The organism is Martinezella lusitana (assembly GCF_900094565.1).
Classification (GTDB): Bacteria; Pseudomonadota; Alphaproteobacteria; order Rhizobiales; family Rhizobiaceae; genus Rhizobium; species Rhizobium lusitanum.
The window spans coordinates 198,928-220,905 of record NZ_FMAF01000005.1 but is presented as its reverse complement, the minus strand read 5'-3'; the positions used below and the strand labels follow the sequence as shown (position 1 = coordinate 220,905).

At 59.6% G+C, this 21,978-nt stretch carries 23 protein-coding genes and 1 tRNA gene; 8 read left to right on the top strand and 16 right to left on the bottom strand.

Annotated elements, in window-relative coordinates; genetic code table 11:
• Window positions 1-19: 19 nt before the first annotated feature.
• Window positions 20-1,000: a quinone oxidoreductase family protein gene (locus GA0061101_RS13290; RefSeq protein ID WP_092573860.1), complete on the bottom strand. Its 981-nt coding sequence runs from the start codon at window positions 998-1,000 to the stop codon at window positions 20-22.
• A gap of 11 nt (window positions 1,001-1,011) precedes the next feature.
• Complete coding sequence (gene pcsA / locus GA0061101_RS13285) at window positions 1,012-1,737, bottom strand: phosphatidylcholine synthase (protein ID WP_092573716.1); 726 nt, start codon at window positions 1,735-1,737, stop codon at window positions 1,012-1,014.
• Between the two features lie 212 nt (window positions 1,738-1,949).
• Between pcsA and GA0061101_RS13280 the strand changes: the two genes are divergently transcribed.
• A complete protein-coding gene (locus GA0061101_RS13280) occupies window positions 1,950-3,152 on the top strand; it encodes a UbiH/UbiF family hydroxylase (protein WP_092573715.1) in 1,203 nt (400 codons plus the stop codon).
• Here the strand turns inward: GA0061101_RS13280 and GA0061101_RS13275 are convergent.
• Window positions 3,129-4,091, bottom strand: a complete 963-nt coding sequence (locus GA0061101_RS13275; RefSeq protein WP_092573714.1) for an AEC family transporter — start codon at window positions 4,089-4,091, stop codon at window positions 3,129-3,131. The two genes, GA0061101_RS13280 and GA0061101_RS13275, sit on opposite strands and share 24 nt — an antisense overlap.
• Window positions 4,092-4,143: 52 nt before the next feature.
• A complete protein-coding gene (locus GA0061101_RS13270) occupies window positions 4,144-4,896 on the bottom strand; it encodes a cytochrome c biogenesis CcdA family protein (RefSeq protein WP_047557667.1) in 753 nt (250 codons plus the stop codon).
• Between the two features lie 272 nt (window positions 4,897-5,168).
• Between GA0061101_RS13270 and GA0061101_RS13265 the strand changes: the two genes are divergently transcribed.
• Entirely contained in the window at window positions 5,169-5,456 is a 288-nt protein-coding gene (locus GA0061101_RS13265; protein WP_037202021.1) for a PsiF family protein, read from the top strand.
• A gap of 404 nt (window positions 5,457-5,860) precedes the next feature.
• Window positions 5,861-6,073: a hypothetical protein gene (locus GA0061101_RS13260; protein WP_092573713.1), complete on the top strand. Its 213-nt coding sequence runs from the start codon at window positions 5,861-5,863 to the stop codon at window positions 6,071-6,073.
• Between the two features lie 32 nt (window positions 6,074-6,105).
• Here the strand turns inward: GA0061101_RS13260 and GA0061101_RS13255 are convergent, their stop codons facing one another.
• Together GA0061101_RS13255 and GA0061101_RS13250 are read right to left on the bottom strand one after the other, a co-directional pair.
• Complete coding sequence (locus GA0061101_RS13255) at window positions 6,106-6,309, bottom strand: hypothetical protein (RefSeq protein ID WP_092573712.1); 204 nt, start codon at window positions 6,307-6,309, stop codon at window positions 6,106-6,108.
• A 443-nt stretch (window positions 6,310-6,752) separates the two neighbouring features.
• A tRNA-Lys gene (locus tag GA0061101_RS13250) sits at window positions 6,753-6,828 on the bottom strand.
• A gap of 378 nt (window positions 6,829-7,206) precedes the next feature.
• Between GA0061101_RS13250 and GA0061101_RS13245 the strand changes: the two genes are divergently transcribed.
• From GA0061101_RS13245 to GA0061101_RS13235, 3 genes are all read left to right on the top strand, one after another.
• Window positions 7,207-7,464, top strand: a complete 258-nt coding sequence (locus tag GA0061101_RS13245) for a GlsB/YeaQ/YmgE family stress response membrane protein (protein WP_037202013.1) — start codon at window positions 7,207-7,209, stop codon at window positions 7,462-7,464.
• A gap of 168 nt (window positions 7,465-7,632) precedes the next feature.
• On the top strand, window positions 7,633-7,839 hold the full coding sequence (locus GA0061101_RS13240) for a hypothetical protein (protein ID WP_034505093.1): 207 nt from the start codon (window positions 7,633-7,635) through the stop codon (window positions 7,837-7,839).
• Window positions 7,840-7,984: 145 nt separating this feature from the next.
• Entirely contained in the window at window positions 7,985-8,599 is a 615-nt protein-coding gene (locus GA0061101_RS13235) for a GntR family transcriptional regulator (RefSeq protein ID WP_092573711.1), read from the top strand.
• A gap of 157 nt (window positions 8,600-8,756) precedes the next feature.
• Here the strand turns inward: GA0061101_RS13235 and GA0061101_RS13230 are convergent, their stop codons facing one another.
• The 5 genes from GA0061101_RS13230 to cysG all read right to left on the bottom strand — a co-directional run bounded on the left by GA0061101_RS13230 (window position 8,757) and on the right by cysG (window position 13,741).
• The gene (locus tag GA0061101_RS13230) at window positions 8,757-9,569 is read right to left on the bottom strand and encodes a ferredoxin--NADP reductase (protein WP_092573710.1); all 813 of its coding nucleotides are present in this window, start codon (window positions 9,567-9,569) and stop codon (window positions 8,757-8,759) included.
• 190 nt (window positions 9,570-9,759) lie between these two features.
• Window positions 9,760-10,272 (bottom strand): DUF934 domain-containing protein, encoded by a 513-nt coding sequence (locus tag GA0061101_RS13225; RefSeq protein ID WP_037202808.1) that lies wholly within the window; start codon window positions 10,270-10,272, stop codon window positions 9,760-9,762.
• 10 nt (window positions 10,273-10,282) lie between these two features.
• A complete protein-coding gene (locus GA0061101_RS13220) occupies window positions 10,283-11,962 on the bottom strand; it encodes a nitrite/sulfite reductase (protein ID WP_092573709.1) in 1,680 nt (559 codons plus the stop codon).
• An 18-nt stretch (window positions 11,963-11,980) separates the two neighbouring features.
• On the bottom strand, window positions 11,981-12,295 hold the full coding sequence (locus tag GA0061101_RS13215; RefSeq protein ID WP_034505099.1) for a DUF2849 domain-containing protein: 315 nt from the start codon (window positions 12,293-12,295) through the stop codon (window positions 11,981-11,983).
• Window positions 12,296-12,298: 3 nt separating this feature from the next.
• Entirely contained in the window at window positions 12,299-13,741 is a 1,443-nt protein-coding gene (gene cysG, locus GA0061101_RS13210) for a siroheme synthase CysG (RefSeq protein WP_245297474.1), read from the bottom strand.
• A gap of 287 nt (window positions 13,742-14,028) precedes the next feature.
• Here cysG and GA0061101_RS13205 point away from each other — a divergent pair, with 287 nt between their 5' ends.
• Entirely contained in the window at window positions 14,029-14,616 is a 588-nt protein-coding gene (locus tag GA0061101_RS13205; RefSeq protein ID WP_047557685.1) for a deaminase, read from the top strand.
• Window positions 14,617-14,639: 23 nt separating this feature from the next.
• Window positions 14,640-15,488 (top strand): nucleoside triphosphate pyrophosphohydrolase, encoded by an 849-nt coding sequence (gene mazG / locus GA0061101_RS13200; RefSeq protein ID WP_092573708.1) that lies wholly within the window; start codon window positions 14,640-14,642, stop codon window positions 15,486-15,488.
• Between the two features lie 108 nt (window positions 15,489-15,596).
• On the opposite strand, the gene hflX is transcribed toward mazG, so the two are convergent.
• The 5 genes from hflX to GA0061101_RS13175 form a co-directional block, all read right to left on the bottom strand.
• Entirely contained in the window at window positions 15,597-16,931 is a 1,335-nt protein-coding gene (gene hflX / locus GA0061101_RS13195) for a GTPase HflX (protein WP_037201999.1), read from the bottom strand.
• Between the two features lie 78 nt (window positions 16,932-17,009).
• Window positions 17,010-17,252, bottom strand: coding sequence for an RNA chaperone Hfq (hfq, locus tag GA0061101_RS13190; protein ID WP_003539403.1), 243 nt, complete (start codon window positions 17,250-17,252; stop codon window positions 17,010-17,012).
• A 107-nt stretch (window positions 17,253-17,359) separates the two neighbouring features.
• The gene (locus tag GA0061101_RS13185) at window positions 17,360-18,223 is read right to left on the bottom strand and encodes a D-amino-acid transaminase (RefSeq protein ID WP_092573707.1); all 864 of its coding nucleotides are present in this window, start codon (window positions 18,221-18,223) and stop codon (window positions 17,360-17,362) included.
• 35 nt (window positions 18,224-18,258) lie between these two features.
• Complete coding sequence (gene ntrX / locus GA0061101_RS13180; protein WP_037201994.1) at window positions 18,259-19,623, bottom strand: nitrogen assimilation response regulator NtrX; 1,365 nt, start codon at window positions 19,621-19,623, stop codon at window positions 18,259-18,261.
• Window positions 19,613-21,886: a sensor histidine kinase NtrY-like gene (locus GA0061101_RS13175; protein ID WP_037201992.1), complete on the bottom strand. Its 2,274-nt coding sequence runs from the start codon at window positions 21,884-21,886 to the stop codon at window positions 19,613-19,615. The genes ntrX and GA0061101_RS13175 overlap by 11 nt, the downstream gene beginning before the upstream one ends.
• Window positions 21,887-21,978 lie beyond the last annotated feature (92 nt).

Below are 21,978 nucleotides of genomic sequence, written 5' to 3'. Positions count from 1 at the left end.
CGTCCTGCCCTTTATGGATCTATGGGATCAGCAGTGTAGTTCCACTTGTTCTTCTTGCTTCCAGATCCGAGTGCGCGCGCCCAGCATCAACAAGCGGATAGGTCTGATGGACATTGATACGCACTTTGTTGCTTTGCACAACAGCAAATAACGCCCCGGCGCTGCCTCTCAACTCTTCCGGTGTGGAGACATAGGCGAAAAGGCTCGGGCGCGTCGCGTAAAGCGAGCCCTTCTGATTGAGGATGGCGAGATTGAAATTCTCGATCGGACCCGAGGACTGGCCGAAGGTCACCCACATGCCGCGCGGCTTCAGGCAATCGAGCGAATGCGGGAACGTATCCTTGCCGACCGAATCGTAGACGACGTCAACGCCCTTGCCGCCGGTAATTTCCCGAACGCGGTCAGCGAAATTCTCCCGGCTATAGTCGATGACGTGGTCATAACCATGCGCCAGTGCCAGCTCAACCTTTTCAGCCGAACCGGCCGTGCCGATCACGGTGGCGCCCAGCGCTTTCGCCCATTGACCTGCGATCAGGCCGACGCCGCCGGCTGCGGCGTGGAACAGCAGCGTGACGCCGGGGCCGACCTTGAAGGTGCGGTTCAGCAGATATTCGGCCGTCATGCCCTTCAGCATCATCGCCGCCGCCGTTTCGAGCGGGATATCGTCAGGCACCTTGACCAGATGACGGGTCTCGATATTACGCTCGACGCTATAGGCGCCATCGCTGCCGGCATAGGCGACGCGGTCGCCGACTGAGAAATCGGAGACGCCCGCCCCGACCGCCGTGATCGTACCGGCGGCTTCCTTACCGAGCGGAAGCGGAAAGTAGGGCGCCTTGTAAAGGCCAGACCGAAGATAGACGTCTATGAAATTCAGTCCGATCGCGGCATGGCGGATCTGCACTTCTCCGGCAGCAGGCGGCGGCAGATCCACCTCCTCCAGCTTCATGACATCAGGACCGCCGTTTTCATGGATGCGAATGACCTGGGTCTTGTTCATGATGCGCAATCCTATTGACGCCCGAGGGACGGAAAAAACTGCAACACGGCGCCGATGCAGTAAAGATAGGTGCCGCTTATGATGAAGAGGGCAACCGCCCATTGCGGCATGACGAAGTGCATCAGCAGCGAATAGACACCGAGCGCCGACCAGAAGAGGAATATGCCGAGATTGAGCGGCCGCAACCGTCTGACGCGCACGGGGTGCAGGAAATTGATCGGCAGGAAGGTCAAGACGACGGAAACACCCACGAGGATCATGGCGGTCGTGGCGCTGGCATCGATGACGAAGAGCGTGAAGATTACCATGTTCCAGACGACTGGGAAGCCGGAGAAAAAATACTCGTCCGTCTTCATGCCGGTATCGGCGTAATAGATGGCGCTGGAGACCACGATCATGCCGGCGGCGACAAACGACCAGGGCTCGCCGATCATGCCGCTTTCATAGAGCGCGAAGGCCGGCAGCAGCACATAGGTCACGTAATCGATGATATTGTCGAGCGTATCGCCCGACCAATTGGGAAGGACTTCCTTGACCCGGACCTTGCGGGCGATCGGCCCGTCGATACCATCGACCAGCAGCGCCAGGCCAAGCCACCAGAACATATCGACAAAACGATGCTCCGAGGCTGCAACGACGCCGAGAAAGGCGAGAAAAGATCCGGATGCCGTCAATATATGGACGGAGAAAGCACGAATCTCCGCATAAGGCACCCGCTTGTATTTGAAGATTTTCATCCGCCCCGTGACTCGTCTGCTTATGCACCTGCCCCGGCAGGCGGTTTTTCTCGCTAATATGCATCCTTTGGTCTCTACCGCCAGCGCAAAAGCGTCTATCCCGTCACGCTAGCGCGACTTCCTGTCATTTTCACCCGCTGCGATGTTTCATCCCATGGATTTCAACAGGCTAAGCGCCTATTTTCAGAACGAGTGGCAATTGAGGCATCGATATGAAGCAGATTGAAGTGGCCGTCATCGGCGGTGGCCTGGCCGGCATGATCACGGCGTTCGCGCTTGCGCGCGGCGGACGATCGGTCGCCCTGGTGGCCGCGCCGCACAACAAGGCCGACAGGCGGACGACGGCGCTGATGGATCAATCGATCCGCTTTCTCGAGCGCCTGACGCTGTGGGACAAGATCGCGCCCTCGGCGGCTGCATTGACGACCATGCGGATCATCGATGGCACATCGAGGCTGCTGCGTGCGCCGACTATCTCGTTCAGATCGTCGGAAATCGGCCTCGACGCCTTCGGCTACAATATTCCGAATACCGTGCTGCTCGGCAGCCTCCATGACGCCATCGAGGCGGAAGCAAATATCAGCCGCATCGAGGCCAGCGCCTCGGACATCACCTTTCGCGACGATGGCGTAACGATTGCGCTCGACAACGGCGATTCGATCGATGCCGCTTTCGTCGTCGGTGCCGACGGACGCAACTCGATGGTGCGCGAGGCTTTGGGCATCAAGGTCAAGGGGTGGTCCTATCCGCAATCCGCCATGGTTCTGAACCTTGCGCACTCCCTGCCGCATCAGAACATCTCGACGGAATTTCACACGGAAAGCGGCCCCTTCACGCAGGTCCCCTTGCCCGGCAACCGCTCCAGCCTCGTCTGGGTGCAGAAACCGGCGGAAGCTGCCGCCAATGCCGAAAAGTCGCTCGAAGAACTCGGAAGACTGGTCGAGGAGCGCATGCAATCGATGCTCGGTCGGGTGACGATCGAGGACAATGTCCAGGTCTGGCCGCTCTCCGGCATGACTGCCCATCGTTTCGGCAAGGGCCGCGCCGCCTTGATCGGCGAAGCCGCCCATGTCTTTCCGCCGATCGGGGCGCAAGGCCTGAACCTGAGCCTGCGCGATATACTGGCATTGTCAGACATCCTCTGCACCCGCGCTGATCAGCCGATCCCGGGATCGGCCGGCGACAATTTCGACCGCAAGCGCCGCGTCGACATCATCAGCCGGACGACGAGTGTCGATCTCCTCAATCGCTCGCTTCTGTCGGATTTCCTGCCGGTGCAAATGCTGCGCGCGGCGGGGCTGCATGTGCTCTCCGCCATCACGCCGCTCCGGAACATCGTCATGCGCGAAGGTATCGAGCCCGGCGGCAGCCTGCGCAACCTTCCCTCTCTGCTACGGGAAAAGCTGCGCCGGTAAGGCGCCGGAATTTATCAGATAGAGCACCAGCGAGACCGTCACGACGGAACAAGCCGTTGTGATCAGGATGGTGGCGGAGGCTCGCTCCTGCCAGACACCATATTGCTGCCCGATGACGAAGACATTCGTTGCCGTCGGCAAAGCGGCGAGCAGCATTGCCGCTTCGATCCAAATCGGATCGAAGCCACCGACAGCCTGCAGCACGATATAGACGACGAGCGGATGCAGGATGAGTTTCGCCGGCACGATATAGCCGATCTCGACCGGAACCCGCTTCAACGGCCGCAAGGCAAGCGTAACTCCCATGGCAAATAGTGCACAGGGCGCAGCCGCTTGCGCAAGATAATTGACAAATCGCTCGAAGGCGACCAGCTGATGAAGCGAAAGTGCTGCCACGGCAAAACCCAGGGCAGTCGACAGGATGAAGGGATGCAGCAGCACCTTTCGGGCGATATCCGCGGCAAGGCGCCAGACGGAGCGCTTGTCTCCACCTTCCAGAGCCATCAGGGCCGGCGCGACGATGAAGTGCAGCGCGTTTTCGAAACACACGATCAGCGCGACGGGAACGGCTGCCTTCTCTCCCAGAGCCAGAAGCGCTAAGCCCGGCCCCATGTAGCCGATATTGCCGTAGGCTCCGGCAAAGGCTTGGATCGTGCTGTCGGCGAGAGAATTGCGTCGCAGGAAACGCCCGATCAGAAACAGCAGGAGAAAGATCGAATAGGTCGCGGCGATATCGGTGGCGATGAAATCGATTCGCGTCAGTTGTTCGATCGGCGTTTGCGAAACGAGCTTGAAGAACAGAGCCGGCAATGCCGCATAGATGATGAACGTATTGAGCCAGCCAAGCGCTTCCGCCGGTTGCTTCGTGATGCGCGCTGCAATGTAGCCGATCAGGATCAGGCCGAAGAATGGCAGCAGCAGACCGACAACGTCAGCCATCGGGCATATTCCATTTTACCGTGAAAAATGAAGGCGAAGGATATCGCCCGACTTAGCCGATTTTCATCAGGATTGGAAAGGTCTGCTGAAACCAGATCGCCATGTCGCTGATATAGCCGAATATGAAGGCGAGCCCGGTCAGCACCAGAAGTCCGCCCATGATCTTCTCGACCGTGCCAAGATGACGGCGGAAGCGAGACAGAAAGCTCATGAAAGCGCCGGAAAAGCCGGCGGCGATCCAGAACGGAATGGCAAGCCCCAGCGAATAGACCGCGAGCAGACCAGCGCCCGCACCAACCGTCTCACGAGAGGCGGCGATGCCGAGGATGGCGCCGAGAACCGGGCCGATGCAGGGCGTCCAGCCGAAGGCGAAGGCAAGGCCCATGATATAGGCGCCCGTCAACGTCGCCGGCTTGCCGCTGCCGTGGAAACGCGCCTCGCGAGCAAGAAGGCCGATGCGGAAAACACCGAGGAAATTCAAGCCCATGATGACGATAATCAAACCGCCGATCTTCGAAAGAACATCGAGATGCTGGCGCAGCAGCAGGCCGATCGACGAAGCACCGGCGCCGAGCGCGACGAATACGGTGGCGAACCCCAGCGTAAAGAACAGCGCCGACATCAGCACATTGCCGCGGACGCTCGGCCCTGCGGCGACAGCTGCTCCACCGCCGCGAAACTGCTCGACCGAAATCCCGGCCATGTAGCAGAGATAGGGCGGCACGAGCGGCAGCACGCAAGGCGAAAGGAACGAAAGCGCCCCGGCGATCAAGGCACTGAGAAGCGAGATATCGGCAAGCGACACGATGGACTCCGGCTATGTCATTTCCCCATCTTCCTAGCTTCGCGAAAGCCTGAAAGCCAATCACCTTTTCGAGGGCGACGGCTGCAAAACCTTTATAGTGAAGCAACCGGAACGCACATCTTGCCGCCCGAGACAGGCGGGCAAAAGGCGCGACCAACAGCCGCAGAGCAGCCCAACGAACAAATTGCTTTTGCTTAAATATTGGTTCAAGCTGTCAACGTTCGTCGAACAACGTACATTCCACCCAAGTTAGTTAGCGGAGGAAAAGCCCCATGCGAATTGCTACCATGTTCACGACTGCAGCCTTTGCCGCCCTCTTCAGCGTAAGCGCCATGGCACAAACGGCGACACCCAGCACAACAACGACGACCCCCAGTGCCACGACGTCGACACCTGCGATGAAGTCGACGACCAGCACGGTCAAGCCAAAGGCGATGAAGCCTGCTCAAACGTCCGTTTCCAAAGCATGCTCGGCTCAGGCCGACGCCAAGGGCCTGCATGGAAAGGCACGCGCCAAGTTCCGCAGCGACTGCAAGAAGAACGGCGGCAAGGCGGCATAGCATCCGAGGTTCTTCTCTCTCAATGATCAACCTTGCCGTTGAAATGACGGTAAGGTTGATCGCTGCGACGCGTCAGTCGCTCCTGTCAGATATTCCGGATGAAAATGCGCGCGTATGGCTTTGAAGGGCCACACGTTTGGGGAAGTTTATCGTTCCCTGGCTATTCCGGAAGAGTGGTGCCCTTTTCATGGTCATCGCACACAGCTCCGTTGCCACCGACGTCTGTTTTCTACCTCTCAGACAGGATCGTTGCGAACGGCTATGTCTGCCGGCATCCCGGAGATTACGAATGATCGCACTCCGGCTACGACAGCAACGTTTCGCAATAAAGGAGCAAAACCTGGGAAACCTGCTGAAATTACAACTCATCCCTGTTCGATCGAATAAATGGACGGAGCAGGAAATTGAAAGCAGCCATAAATCCTCCCCCTTCGGAAGAAGCGTCGCAGGCGAGATATCTGGCCGCCTGTCTTTTCGCCCTTGAACCTTCCATCGAGAGCCTTCTTGCCGCGGCCTTGAAATCCGGCTGGAAACGCGAATATGTTCTCCTGGCGATCATCGCCATCGCCATGAATGACGGCAAGGAGGCGGTGCCGCCAAAGCTGCTGCATTCGTAATATGCGGAACTAAATTCCCCGATCCCTCGAGCCTACTTCTCCTTCGGCTTGAGCTCTTTCGTCGCCGGATCGATTTTGCCGTCCGCAAGCCTGTTGCGGGGATCGGCAACCAGCGGCGCCTTTTCGTCCGCGTCCGCCTCCTGTTTTACGCCATGCGCCTTGCTGTGCTGTATCTTCGCGAGCGCCTGCGTATTTTCCTTTCCGCGACGCGGATCATGGGATTCTTCGTCTGCCATCGTATCTCTCCTATTGTCTCAGTGGGAAACACGAGTGACTCGATTAGGTTCCAGAAAACTGGCACGCTGCCGACGCGCGTCGCGCTCTTGAGCGAGCGCCATTAAACTAAATTAGTTTTCACAAAAATAATTCGGGCGCACTGAAACTATCCGTGAGACCGCACCGTATATCCGGAAAAGAATGGAACCGGAATCTGCAAAGACAACCGGACACCTCCACCCGTCCCCGGCGACCCGCCCGGCACCGGAGACGGCGGAAACGGTCACCTCTGCACCGTTTCCGCAGCGTCCGGCGGCGCGGAAGCGCAAAGCCCGCCGTCGGGCGCGCTTTTTGTCCGCTGAGGCCGGCGGCATCGCGAAAATCAAGCGGACATTCGCGCCAACCGCGCGACAAACGGCGTTGTCTCAAATTAATGAGATTCAACTTAAGTTTGAAAAGACTATGGTGAGAGCGATGGGGCTCGAACCCATGACCTACTGATTAAAAGTCAGTTGCTCTACCAGCTGAGCTACGCTCTCCCTCTCCGCGGGCGTTTTTTCACCCCGGCTGGAAGTGCGCGGAACATATGCAGACGCCCTATTGCGGTCAACCCATAAAATCGAGGCTGTGGCACCCGCAAGGCGCTTTTCCTCATCTCTAGGCGGTCAAAACGCTGCGTTTCGCCGACCGGATTACCCGGACGGCATGCCAAAGCTTGGATTCGAAGCGATGAAGAGGCCGTAATGTCGGAGAATCAGCTCCAACACACCGGAACAATCGTAACAATTACCCCTAATAATCAGGGTTGCGCTCAAGGGATCCAGCAGTTTGCCGTTCGCAATTGTTGGGGGGCGAATCGTTTTTCGTGTATATCAGACATTGTTAACAACCCGTCGGGTCCTCAGGAGGTTCTTTTTATGGAAGATGCACACGTCGGTTGGATTGCAGCAATTATCATTGGCGGCCTAGCAGGCTGGTTCGCCGAGATGATCATGAAAAGCAACACAGGCATCATCATGAACATCATTCTCGGCATTATCGGCGCACTCGTCGCCAGCTGGTTATTTGGCGTGCTCGGTATCCAGCTGCCTTTCCATCTATGGCTGAATTACCTGATTACGGGCTTCATCGGCGCCTGCATCCTGATCTTCATCGGTCGATTGATCAGGAGATAGCGGCGTATCCGGGCGGAACCCGCCCGAATAGGGACGGAGAAAGAGGGAAGACGGGATTCCGCCTTCCCTTTTTTGTTGCATTCTGCTGGCGCAACGCACGCCAAAGACCTTTCCAACTCCATCCGCGACGCTATCTAGCAAAGTGGAACCGAAAAGGAGGTTGGAAGGATGACGGAAGACGCCAATCGGACGCCAGCCCGCAAGGTCATACGCGGTCGCCCCTACAGCATCGCTGAATTTGCACGGAAATATCGCCTCGACGACGAGGAGGCGAAGCGCCTCTTCTATAAGTTCGGCCCATCGGCCACCGAGCTGGACCTGCTGATGGCCGCCAAGCGGAAGCCGCCAACCTTGTCCTCGGCCATCGAACACTGATGCGATGGCGCCTGCCTCTCCGCCTTAATTCGGCGAGCCGGCGCGACCCGTGACGCCAGCCGCCGGCACTGATATATCACAATTGGTTGCCTTCGACGGCGCGAGGTGACACTGTGCGCCATATCTGTTCGGTCGGACGTCTTGCATGCGGAACTCGCTTAGCCACCTCGCCTATCTGGCGCTCGAGTACCAGATCGTGACGCTCGAGCTTAAGCCTGGAGCGCTCGTCACCGAGAAGCAGTTGATTGAGATGGCGGGGCATGGGCGGACGCCGGTGCGCGAGGCGATCCAGAAGCTCGCATGGCAGGGGCTGATCCATGTGCGGCCGCGCGTCGGTCTGCAGATCGCGGAGATTCGTCCCGACGACCATCAGCATGTCATGCAGGTCAGGCGCGAGCTTGAGCCGATCGCCGCCACGCTTGCCGCTGTTCATGCAGACGAGCAGCAGCGCGAGCAGCTACAGGGATGCGCGCGCCTGATGGCGGATTGCGCAGTGATGGGCGACCTGCCCGGCTTCTTCGCGGCAGACAAGACATTCGACGAGATCTTGGAGGTCGCCTGCCCGAATAACTTCATCATGGCCGCTCTCGGACCGGTGCAAACACATTCGCGGCGGCTCTGGTATTCCGGTGCGACGCCCGATCGCACCGATCATTCGATTGCGATGCATATTCGCGTCATAAAGGCGATTCACGATGGCGATGCCGACGAGGCTCGCGTGGCTATGGCATCGCTGATCGATTATCTCGGCAGCCTATGAAAAAAGCGGTCCCGTTGCCGCGACCACTCCTCCATCTCTGCATGCCAGGCAATCGATCCAGAGCATTTGCGCCTTTCTTCGAATCGCGAAAACGCTCCATTCTCTTGCCTTTCGCATTCCGGACGGAAAACCGCTACGCACTCTTCCTGGAAATGCTTCAGCCGACGAAGGCGCGTTCGATGACGAACTCAGCCGGCTTGCTGTTGGCGCCTTCCGTGAGGCCCGCCTTTTCGAGCAGGTCCTTAGTATCCTTCAGCATTGCGGATGAACCGCAGATCATGCCGCGATCAACCGTTATATCGAGCGGGGGTACGCCCAGATCCGCGAAAAGCTTGCCGTTCTCGATGAGATCGGTGATGCGGCCCGTAAAGGGGAAGTCCTCGCGGGTAACAGTCGCATAGTGGCGCAGCTTGTCGCCGACGACCTCGCTCAGCAGTTCATCGTTGCGAATTTCTTCGACCAGATCGAAACCGTATTTGAGTTCGGCCACATCCCGAGTGGTATGAGTGAGGATGACCTCCTCGAACTTCTCATAGGTTTCGGGATCGCGGATCAGGCTCGCGAAAGGCGCGATGCCCGTGCCGGTCGAGAACATGTAGAGCCGCTTGCCAGGCGTCAGCGCATCGAGAACCAGTGTGCCCGTCGGCTTCTTGCGCATCAGCACTTCGTCGCCCGGCTTGATATTCTGCAGATGCGATGTCAGCGGGCCATCGGGCACCTTGATCGAAAAGAACTCGAGCTCGTCGGCCCAGGCCGAGCTTGCTATCGAATAGGCACGATAAAGCGGCTTGCCATCGACCATGAGGCCGATCATCGCGAACTCGCCGGAGCGGAAACGGAAGCCTTGCGGCCTGGTCATCGTAAAGCGGAAGAGCCGGTCGGTATAGTGCGTGACGCTCAGCACCTTCTCGGCGAAAACGCCCGCCGGTACTGCGGAAACAAATTCATCTGTCTTGGCGGGGGCGTTCATTCTGTCTCGGATCCCGTATTCGTCTTACACGTCATTCCTGGCAGGCTCATTGCGCGAGGCTAATATTACAATATAGCCCGAATTGAAAGGTATTCCATTTCGTCCGGCCGCACGCGACTAAAATTTGTATATTTCAGTCAAGATTACTTCCAGCCGACGTTACATGCATCGATAGGCGCAAATACGGCCATCAGGCCGACTTTGCCGGCAATCGCCGCCAGCTATAGGCCTGCCCGGCTTCGGCTGGGCGGGCGGTCGGCTGGTAATAATGCGGAATGCCCGGCAACCGGTTTTCCGACAGCCGCTTCAATGCGGTCTCATTGGTAACAGCGAAACTGTCGATGCCGACGCGCAACATCAACGGAATCTGGTCGATCAGCACGTCGCCAACGGCGCGCAGCTCATTGGTGTAGCCAAGGCGCTCGCGAAGCAGCGAGGCATGGCTGAAGGCGCGGCCATCGTTGAAGGCCGGAAAGGCAACTGCAACGATCGCGAGGCGATCGAGATAGGGCCGCAGCTTCGTCACATCGTCGGCCGGCTTGATTACCACGCCGAGGCCGACATCGTTGCTCTCTTCAGCCTTGGCGATCAGGGCATCGAGGCTGAGCAGCGGCTTCTGGCTCTCGCTCGCCTTGACCTCATCGGTCTCGATGACCCACGGATCGTTTTCTACAAAACCGGCTTCCCGCCAAATCTTCGTCATGGTCATCTCCTTACGCCGCTTCGGCTGCAGCCGCGGAAGAGCCATAAAGCGCTTCCTTGAAGGGCTGCGGTCCGACGCGCCGGTAGGCATCGAGGAAAATCTCGGTGGGATCGAGGCGCAGGCCGATATAGGTGTCGACGATGGTCTCGATGGCATCGGTCACCTTGTCGGGCTCGAAGCCGCGGCCGATGATCTCGCCGATCGAGGTATGTTCGTCACCGGAGCCGCCGAGCGTGATCTGGTAGAGTTCCGCACCCTTCTTCTCGACGCCCAGCAAGCCGATATGGCCGACATGGTGATGGCCGCACGCATTGATGCAGCCGGAAATCTTGATCTTCAGCTCACCGATCTCGGCCTGGCGCTCGGCCGAACCGAAGCGCGTGGAGATCTCCTGCGCAACCGGGATCGAGCGGGCATTGGCGAGCGCGCAATAGTCGAGGCCGGGACAGGCAATGATATCAGTGATCAGGCCGGCATTCGCCGTTTCCAGGCCTACAGTGACCAGACCGCGATAAACCGCTTCGAGATCGGCCAAGGCCACATGCGGCAGGATGAGGTTTTGCTCATGGCTGACGCGGATTTCGTCGAAAGCGTATTCCTCGGCGATGTCGGCCACCGCATCCATCTGCGCATCCGAGGCATCGCCCGGAATACCGCCGATCGGCTTCAGCGAAATCGTCACCATGCCGTAGTCGGGGTTCTTGTGCGGCTGCACGTTCTGCTGCACCCAGCGGGCAAAGTCCGGATCGGTCTTCTTCCAGCGGGCGAGGCTTTCCCAGCCTTCGGCCCTTTCCGGCAGTGCCGGCGGGGCGAAGTAGGCCGATATCGCCTGAACGTCCGCTTCCGGCAGCTTCAGCTCGGTATCCCTAAGCTTGTCGAACTCGACCTCGACCTGACGCGCCAGTTCCTCGGCGCCGGTCTCGTGCACGAGGATCTTGATGCGCGCCTTGTACTTGTTGTCGCGGCGGCCGTGCAGATTGTAGACGCGCATGATCGCGGTCGTGTAGGACAGCAGGTCCTCTTCCGGCAGGAAGTCGCGGATCAACTTGGCAACCATCGGGGTACGGCCCTGCCCGCCGCCGACATAGACGGCAAAGCCGATTTCGCCCTTGTCGTTCTTCTTCAGGTGCAGACCGATGTCATGCACCTGGATCGCGGCACGGTCGCGCTCGGCGCCGGTGACGGCGATCTTGAACTTGCGCGGCAGGAAGGAGAATTCCGGATGCACGGATGACCATTGGCGCAGGATTTCTGCATAAGGGCGCGGATCGGCGACTTCGTCAGCCGCGGCGCCAGCGAAATGATCCGCCGTGACGTTGCGAATGCAATTGCCCGAGGTCTGGATGGCATGCATCTCGACGGAAGCAAGTTCGGCGAGCACGTCGGGCATGTCCGAGAGCTTCGGCCAGTTGAACTGCAGGTTCTGGCGCGTGGTGAAGTGGCCATAGCCACGGTCATAGGTGCGCGCGATATGGGCGAGCATGCGCATCTGCCGCGAGCTCAGCGTGCCATAGGGAATGGCTATGCGCAGCATATAGGCATGCAGCTGCAGATAGACGCCGTTCATCAGACGCAGCGGCTTGAAGGCATCCTCCGAGAGCTCACCCGCAAGGCGGCGCTCCACCTGATCGCGGAACTGTGCAACGCGCTCCGCGACAAAGGCGTGGTCAAATTCGTCGTAACGATACATGATTTCCTCGGGACTTCCTCAGACTGCAATGAATTCCGGATCGGCGGCGGCATAGCCGGGCGCGTACTCCATGGTGGGGCCTTCGGCGCGAATACGCTCGCGCAGACGCAGCGGCCAGAGCTTGCCGCCAGTTTCCTGAACATCGATCAGATTGACGTCGACGACCTTGTTGTCTGCATAGGCTTGCTTGCCGATGGCTTCAAGTGCCGCTTCCGCTTCGGCATGGCGCGCGACCAACGCCTCCTGCAACGATGTCACCCACTCACCATTTGCGTTCAGCCAAACGGCAACGCCATCGGTGAGCCGGTTTGCGGTCAGAACCTTGTCGACCATGAATCAGCTCCTCGCATAGTCTTGAACAGCGGTCTCACGGCGGACCAGCGGCTCGGATTGTTCGAAATTCGCACCGGCGACGGCCTCGCCGATGATGACCATGACCGGACCGCTCAGTTCATCGCGATGCTCGAGGTCAGGCAGATCCTTCAAGGTGCCGTGCATCAGGCGGCGGTCGCGGCGGCTCGCATTCTCGATGACGGCGACGGTGGTGTCTGCCGGAAGCCCAGCCTCCATCAGGCGGCCAGCAACGGAGGCAGCAACCGTGCGGCCCATATAGACGGCGATGGTCGCGCCGGAAATGGCGAGGCTCGCCCAGTCCGGGAGGACATCGCCGGTAAGATCGTGGCCCGTCGTGAAGACCAGCGACGAGGCAACGCCGCGCAGCGTCAGCGGCAGCTCGAAATCGGCGGCCGCGGCAAAGGCAGAGGTGATGCCTGGAACGATCTCGTAGCCGATACCGGCGGCGCGCAACGCGGCCATTTCCTCGCCGGCGCGGCCATAAACCAGGGGATCGCCGGATTTCAGCCGCACGACGCGCTTGCCTTCGCGGCCAAGCTGCACCAGCAGGTCGTTGATCTCTTCCTGCGATTTGGTGTGGCAGCCCTTGCGCTTGCCGACGGACAGGCGCTCGGCATCGCGGCGCCCCATATCGACGATCGCCTGCGGCACGAGGGCATCGTAGACGATGACGTCGGCTTCCATCATTACGCGCTGCGCACGCAGTGTCAGCAGGTCTTCGGCGCCCGGGCCTGCGCCGACCAGCCACACGCGACCTTCGACTTCCCGCGAAGACTGGAGCAGGCTGTCGGCGGCCTGCTCGGCCTGCTTGACATGACCGGCATTGACGGCATCGGCAACGGAGCCGGAAAAGAAGCGCCGCCAGAAGACACGGCGTGCGACGCCGCGCGGAACGACGCGGTCAACCGGCTTGCGGTAACGCGTTGCCAGTTCCGCAAGCTTGCCGATCGAGGGCGACAGTATCTGATCGATCTGCGCGCGGATCATCTGTGCCAGCACCGGACCGGCACCTTCCGTGCCGATGGCGACGGCGACCGGAGCCCGGTTGACAAGCGCCGGCGTATAGAAATCGCAGTAATCGGGCTGATCGACAGCGTTTGCCGGAATTCTTTCGGCGCGAGCGGCGTCGACAATGGCGCGATCGGCTTCAGCATCGCCGGTCGCGGCAAAAACGAGAGTTGCACCCTTCACCTGCTCGGCCGAAAACTCGCCGCGCACGGTCGCGATACGGTTGGCAATCAGGAAGGAATGATAGTCGGCCTCGGGCGTCTGCGCATAGGCGACGATCTTCGCCTGGGTGTTCATCAGAAGCCGGACCTTGGCGAAAGCTTCGTCCCCGTTGCCGAAAACGGACGCAGTCCTTCCTTCCACGCGGAAGAAGGCGGGAAACACCGAAAGCTGTTCAGTCCTGGGAGGCATCGTCATTCCACTTCGAGATTTGCCGAATATCGCCCTTGCGGCCAAGAGATTGAAGAAACAGAAATTCTAATGCCTTGGCGAGTCCGTATTCTTTTGCTCGACATGACAGGGATTTGAGCAAAACTCACCAGACGAGAAATTCGCGATAAATACAGGAAATCTATAGACTTTTATGATTGATCGGCGCCTGCGGTAGTTTTATTGCCTGTGGCAAACCCTGTCCATACGTCATTTGCGCATTCCGCCGGATCGGCAATCCCGCTAGACTGGACGAAATTTTTCGGAGCGTCTCCTTGTCGGATAACACCATTGCAGCCCGCCTTCTCGACGTCGTCGAGCACGATATCCTGCCGCTGACGCGGAAGGGCGTGGCGGCCGGCAACAAGGTTTTCGGCGCGGCCATCCTGCGCAAATCCGACCTTTCGCTTGTGATCGCCGAGACGAATAACGAACTGGAAAATCCGCTCTGGCATGGCGAAGTTCACGCCCTCAAGCGCTTCTACGAACTCGGCGAGAAGCCTGCGACCAAGGAGCTGATCTTCCTGTCGACCCATGAGCCCTGCACCATGTGCATGTCGGCGATCACCTGGGCCGGCTTCGACAATTACTACTACTTCTTCAGCCACGAGGATTCCCGAGACGCCTTCGCGATCCCGCATGACCTGAAGATCCTCAAGGAGGTCTTCGGTCTGGAGCCGGGCGGGTATAACAGGCACAACGCCTTCTGGAACAGCTTTGCCATTGCCGACCTGGTCGAGACGGAAGCGGAACCCCGAAAGGCACAGCTGAAGGAACAGACGGCGCGCATTAAGCAAGCCTATGCCGGATTGTCCGACAATTATCAGGCTTCCAAGAGCGATAACGACATTCCCCTCAATTAATCCCAACAGGACCCGAGACCACGATGGAAGCGTCGCGAGACATAAGCAGCCTGATCGAAGTCATGGCGGCATTACGAAATCCCGAAAGCGGCTGCCCCTGGGATATCGTCCAGACCTTCGAAACCATCAAGCCCTACACGATCGAGGAAGCCTTTGAGGTTGCCGATGCGATCGAGCGCAAGGATATGGACGATCTCTGCGATGAGCTCGGCGACCTGCTGCTGCAGGTCGTCTTCCACGCCCGCATGGCTGAAGAAGCAGGCGCATTCGCCTTCGGCGATGTCGTGCATGCCATCACCCGCAAAATGATCCGCCGCCATCCGCATGTCTTCGCAGTGTCCGATGCCAATACGGAGGATGCAGTCACTTTGCAATGGGATCGGATCAAGGCGGAAGAGAAGCGCGAGCGCGCCGAACGCCGCGCCCGAGCCGGCATCACCGAGGATTTCAAGGCCGGATTCCTGGGCTCAGTACAGCGGACTTTCCCTGCTCTGACGGAAGCTCTGAAATTGCAGGAGCGCGCCGCCCATGTCGGATTCGACTGGTCGGCGCCGGAACCGATCCTCGACAAGATCGAGGAGGAGATCGGTGAGTTGCGGGCGGCACTTGCAAGCGGTGACAAGGCCAAGGTGAGCGACGAACTCGGCGACCTGATCTTTGCCGTCGTCAATATCGGCCGGCATGTGAAAACCGATCCGGAACAGGCCCTGCGCGGCACGAACACCAAGTTCCGCCGCCGTTTCCATCATATAGAGACGACGCTTGCGGCCGAAGGCGAGACGCTGGAAGGCGCCTCGCTGGAGCGAATGGAAGAGATCTGGCAGGCGGCAAAAGCTATCGAACGACAGCTGGGCGGCGTGGAACGGGCGTAACCTAGAACAATTCCAGGAAAAGTGCGTAGCGGTTTTCCGTTCGGAATTGCATAAAAACAATGGCATAGAGCGGTCAGGCGATTCCGTGAAACGCGTAACCGCTCTAGCCTATTCCCAATCCTCGCGTTGCGGCTTCGGTCCATTACCCATGCGCCGCTCCAACTCCACTGCTTCGGACTCGGTGAGGCGGACGTCGAGCGTCACCGTGCCGTCCTCATTGTCCTCGCGGTTATCGACGATAGCGTGATTGTAGAGCCAGGGCAGCAGCGCCAACCTTTCCACCGGAAGCGTGATCGTCGCCTCCGTCAGCACGCCGGAAAGGCGGCGGCTGATCTCGTCCATCAGGCGATCGACGCCCTCGCCGCTTTTTGCCGACACGGCAATGACGTTTTCGGCGGTGGATGCCTTCTGCACGATGGCATCATGCGCCTCCGGCTCCAGGCGATCGATCTTGTTCCAGACCTCGAGGATGCGCTCGGCGCCTTCGGCCTCGCCGATACCGAGATCGCCAAGGATCCGCATCACATCGGCACTCTGGACCTGATTGTCGTCATCCGAGAGATCGCGCACATGCAGGATCAGATCGGCTTCCAGCACCTCTTCCAGCGTCGCGCGGAAAGCCGCCACCAGGTGGGTCGGCAGGTCGGAGATGAAGCCGACAGTGTCGGAGAGAATTACGGTGCGGCCATGCGGCAGCTTCATGCGGCGCAGCGTCGGATCGAGCGTCGCAAACAGCATGTCCTCGGCCAGCACGCCGGCACCGGTGATGCGGTTGAACAGCGTCGACTTGCCGGCATTGGTGTAACCGACCAAAGCGACGATCGGATGCGGCACCTTCCGGCGCTTGGCGCGATGAAGCTGGCGGGTGCGCACTACCTGCTCCAGCTCGCGCTCGAGCCGGATGATCCGCTCCTGCAGCATGCGCCGGTCGGCTTCGATCTGGGTTTCGCCCGGACCGCCCATGAAGCCTGCACCACCGCGCTGGCGTTCAAGGTGGGTCCAGCTGCGGACGAGTCGGCCCTTCTGATAGTTCAGATGTGCAAGTTCGACCTGCAGCGTGCCTTCCTTGGTGGAGGCACGGCGGCCGAAGATTTCGAGGATGAGGCCGGTACGGTCGATGACCTTGGCGTTCCATGCTTTTTCGAGGTTGCGCTGCTGCACCGGTGTCAGCGGATGATCGACGATGACAAGTCCGGCATTGAATTCATCGAGCAGCGCGAGGATCTCCTCGATCTTGCCCGTGCCAAGCAGTGTCGCCGGCCTGGGATCGTTGATCGGAACGATGGAACCGTTGACCACGTCGAGATCGATCGCCAAGGCGAGGCCTTTGGCCTCTTCCAACCGGCTTTCGGACGGACGTGAGACCGAGATGGCGCCGTCAGCCTGAGCAGAGCGCGACGCGCGAGCCTGCTTCAGCACAGGCACGACCACAACAGCCCGCATATCATCCCGGTGCTTTACGGACTCCGGAATGAGGGAATCGTTTTTGGTATCGCGTGTCGTGATAGTGGCAAATCCCAGTTAGGATGCGGCTTCTTCGCTCTCGAACATCTGCATCGGCTGACCCGGCATGATCGTCGAGATCGCATGCTTGTAGACGAGCTGCGAATGGCCATCACGGCGGAGCAGGACACAGAAATTGTCGAATGAGGTAACGACACCTGTCAGCTTCACGCCGTTAATCAAGAAAATTGTCAGTGAGATCTTTTGCTTGCGAACAGTATTGAGAAATAAGTCCTGCAAGTTTTGAGAACGTTCCGCCATCGCGCCGCTTCTTTCTTTTTTGCCGACCTAAGTCGGTGAAATGTCATGATATACAGAGATCCCGGATAGGAGATACCCTCATTTTCTCCTCCCAGCGAATGTTGGTATCAAATCACAGTCTTTTCCGCAACGTCGAAAAAGGCTTCACGAATTTTCTGTGACATGCTGCCCGGATGGCCGTTGGCAATCGTTTCCCCATCGATCGAAACGACCGGAAAACAGATGCTTGTGGCCGCTGTGATAAACACTTCGCGCGCCGCCATCATCTCCTCAACCGAGAAGAAACGCTCGACGATCGTCACTCCGAGCTTGGCCGCGACATCCATCAGGGTCGTGCGGGTGATGCCTCGCAGAATGCCGTGCTCGGCCGGGCGCGTGACGAGATTCCCGTCGTGATCGACGATCCAGACGTTGGTGGCCGCACCCTCCTTCACCATGCCGTTATGGTCGATGTAGATCGCCTCCTGCGCACCGGCCTCCTTGGCCTGCTGACGGGCCAGCGCGTTCGGTAACAGGCCGACCGACTTGATATCAACCCGGTCCCAGCGATTGTCACGGACGGTAATCGCCTTGATGCCGTTGGCATTCTTCTTGGCGATGAGGGATTGGTCGGTACTCTTGGCGGTGACGACGATCGAAGACGGTGTGCCGTCGGCCGGAAAGACATGATCGCGCCGGGCGACGCCGCGCGTGATCTGCAGATAGAACAGGCCGTTGCGGACGTGGTTACGACGCAAGGTCTCGCGAATCACGAGGATCAGCGCCGCTCGCGCCATGGGCCAGGCGATGCGCAGCTCACCCAGCGAGCGGTTGAGGCGATCGAGATGGCGCGTCAGATCGACGATCAGGCCATGACGAACCTCACAAACTTCATAGACTCCATCGGCGAACTGATAGCCGCGATCCTCGATATGCACCATGGCATCGCTGTGCGGGACGTACCGACCGTTCACATAAGCTATTCTTAGCATAAGAATTCCGGACTATTGGAGCGTTGCGCCAGGGATCAGACACCCAGCGATTTCAGCTTGCGATGCAGCGCAGAGCGCTCCATGCCGACGAATTCCGCCGTGCGCGAGATATTGCCGCCGAAACGGTTGATCTGCGCGATCAGGTAGTCGCGCTCGAACATCTCGCGGGCCTCGCGCAGCGGCAGCGTCATGATGTGATAGTCGTTCTTGGCGGATACCTTCGGCAGCATGTCACCGAGATCGGTTGGCAGCATTTCGGCGGTGATCGGCGTATCCGCCCCGTCGGTGCGCGCCAGAATCATCAACCGCTCGATATTGTTGCGCAGCTGACGGATGTTGCCCGGCCAATCATGCGCCTGCAACACAGCCATCGCATCATCACCGATCCGCCGCGTGCGGATGCCGGCCTGTTCGGAAATCTGCCGCATCAGCTGGTCGACGAGGAAGGGTATATCCTCACGCCGCTCGGCAAGTGCCGGAACACGCACCGGCACGACAGCCAGGCGATGATAAAGGTCTTCGCGGAACAGGCCCTCGGCGATGCGGCTTTCGAGATTATAGGCAGTGGACGAGATGATGCGCACATCCACCTTGACCCGCTTCGAGCCGCCAACGCGCTCGAACTGCTGATCGACCAGCACGCGCAGGATCTTGTTCTGCGTCTCGCGCGGCATTTCGCCGACTTCATCGAGATAGAGGATGCCCCGATGCGCCTCTTCCAGAGCGCCGATCTTGCGCGCCTGCCCCGGAGAGCCTTCCGTGCCGAAGAGGGCGATTTCCATCCGCTCCGGCGTGATCGTCGCTGCGTTCAGCGCCACGAAAGGACCGCCGGAGCGTGCCGACTTCTTGTGGATCATGCGGGCCACCAATTCCTTGCCGGAACCTGAGGGGCCGAAGATCATGACGCGGCTGTTGGTCGGCGCCACCTTGTCGATGGTCTGGCGAAGCTGCGAGACGGCGACCGAGGTGCCGATGAGCTCCACAGCGTCGCCTGTGCGGCGCTTCAGCTCCGTGACTTCGCGCTTCAGCTTGGAGTTTTCCAGCGCGCGTTCCGCGATCAGGATCAGGCGATCGGCCTTGAAAGGCTTTTCGATGAAGTCGAACGCGCCTCGCTTGATGGCTGACACGGCCGTCTCGATATTACCGTGGCCGGAGATCATGACGATGGGCAGATCGGGATGGCGCGCCTTGATCTCATCCAGCAATGCCAGACCGTCGAGCTTGCTGCCCTGCATCCAAATATCGAGGAAGATCAATCGCGGCGCTCGATCGGAGATCGCCGCGAGCGCACTGTCGCTATCATGCGCGGTGCGGGTTTCGTGGCCCTCATCCGAAAGAATTCCCGAAACGATTTCGCGAATATCTTCCTCGTCGTCGACTACGAGAATATCAGATGCCATAAACACTTTCCTTGTCACTTGCTGTCTGGGCAACGGCGGCCTGCTCACGGCGTGGCAGATGCACGCGGATCATGGCCCCTTTGCCCTGGTCGAATTCGGCGGGAGCGTCGTGGAGTTCGATCTGCCCGCCATGGTCTTCAATGATCTTCTTGACGATCGCGAGCCCAAGGCCAGTGCCCTTCTCACGCATCGTCATATACGGTTCGAGAATGCTGTGCCGGTTCTCCACCGGCAGGCCGCGGCCATTGTCGATGACATCGACGGTAAAGCGATCGCGCTCCGGATCCAGAGAGGCACGCACCAGGATCTTCGGCTGCGCGCGCGCTTCGTCGCTCGGCAAGCCTTCGATCGCTTCAACGGCGTTCTTGATGAGATTGCCGAAGGCCTGGCCGAGCATTCGCGTATCGAACATGCCTTCCAGCCGCTCATCGCCCAATTCACGCTCGAATTTAACGTGGCTGTTGCCCATCTCGCGCAGGAACACCGCATCGCGCAGAACGTCGCGCAGGTCGCTCGGCTCCATCGTCGGCTTGGGCATGCGGGCAAAGGAAGAGAACTCGTCGACCATGCGGCCGATATCGCCGACCTGGCGAATGATCGTATCCGTGCACTGATCAAAAACCGGACGATCGGCTTCGGCGATATTCTTTCCGAAACGGCGGCGAATGCGCTCGGCTGAGAGCTGGATCGGCGTCAGCGGGTTCTTGATCTCGTGGGCAATGCGGCGCGCCACGTCAGCCCAGGCGGTCGAGCGTTGCGCTATGACCAGATCGGTGATGTCGTCGAGCGTAATGACATAGGATTCATTCGCGTCGCGCGATTCCTCTCGCGTCACCTGGACGCTCAGCGTGCGCACCGTCCCGCCCCTCACGAGGCTGATCTGCTTGCGGAAGTCACTGCGATGACGCATCGTCGCCTCTGTCACGACCTGATCGACCTCCGGGGCAATTTCTACCAGGCTCTTGCCGACCAGTTCATCGCTCGTCAGCGTCATCAGATCTTCGGCAGAAGTATTGACGATGGTGATACGGCGGTCATGCTCGACGCCGATCACGGCCGCCGTCACGCCCGAAAGCACCGCCTCGATAAAGCGGCGGCGGTCATCCACCTCGTCTTTCGCCTCGAGGATCTCGTCGCGCTGGGTGCGGATTTCCGAGATCATCTTGTTGAAGGTGCGCGACAGGCTGCCGACGTCGCCATCGGCCGAACGCACCGGGACCAAGACATTCATGTTGCCTGAAGCAACATTGTCAGCGGCGCTGATCAGGAGGCGGATCGGCCGCACGATACGGTCGGCGATCGCAATGGCGGTCCAGATCGCAGCCAGAAGCACGATCAGAGCAAAGCCGATGTAGAGAACGGCAAAGGCGATCTGCAGGGACATGCGCCCCTCTTCCATCGCCTTGTATTCGGCCGTGTTGTCTTCCACCATGCGCATCGCGTTCATGACGCGCGGATCGACGGCCCGCACGGTATAAAGGAACGAGCCGGGAATCTCATCGAGCTTGATGACCGCGCCGACGAGGTTGGTGACACCGGGCGGAATAAGCGTCGGCTGGCCATTGGCGGACGCATCGAGCGCATCCTTCGGAATTGCCGGCAGCGGACGCTCGGTCTTGATTTCGGCCTGGACGATGGCGCTGCCGTCACGACGCACGAGGAAGGCGCCGAGTAAGCCGCGGCCTCTTGCCTGACGGGTCATCAGATCGGCGAAGCCGGTGCGATCCAGACTATAGAGCGAACGGTTACGCTCCAGGTCATTCGCCATCGAGACGGTCTGCCCCTGCAGATAGCTCGCATTTTCCATCAGATAGGCTTGCGCCACGCTCTGCGACGAGCTGATGATCTGCTGGGTGCGCACCCCGAACCAGCGGTCGAGGCCGACATTGAGCGTCAAACTGGCCACGATGGCGACGAGAATGGCCGGCGTGATCGCGACGATCGAAAAGAGGGCGACGATACGAATATGGAGGCGAGCCGCGGCACGACCGCGGCTGCGCGCCTTTACCAGTCGCGCAACCTCCCGCGCAATCAGCGCCATCAACCCAAGAACGAACATGCCGTTGATTACAACCGACGTGAAGACGACGGACGAGGTTGGGGCTACCGGCGTCAGTCCGAGGAGCATCAACAGGGTCGCAATCGCGCACAGCAGCGCGCCGCCGGCCAAGATCAGGCCAGGTAGAGCGAAGGAAGCACGACGGTCCGTCACTCTGACAACCGCCTCGTCGCTCGCCGTCGGCGACACCGCGTCCTGCATCATTCCCATCATCTCCACGCCCGAGCGACGGTCGGCGCCCTGCTCAATTCACGCTGCCGCCATTTTCGGCATCAGCGTGAGTGACAGGCAAGGCG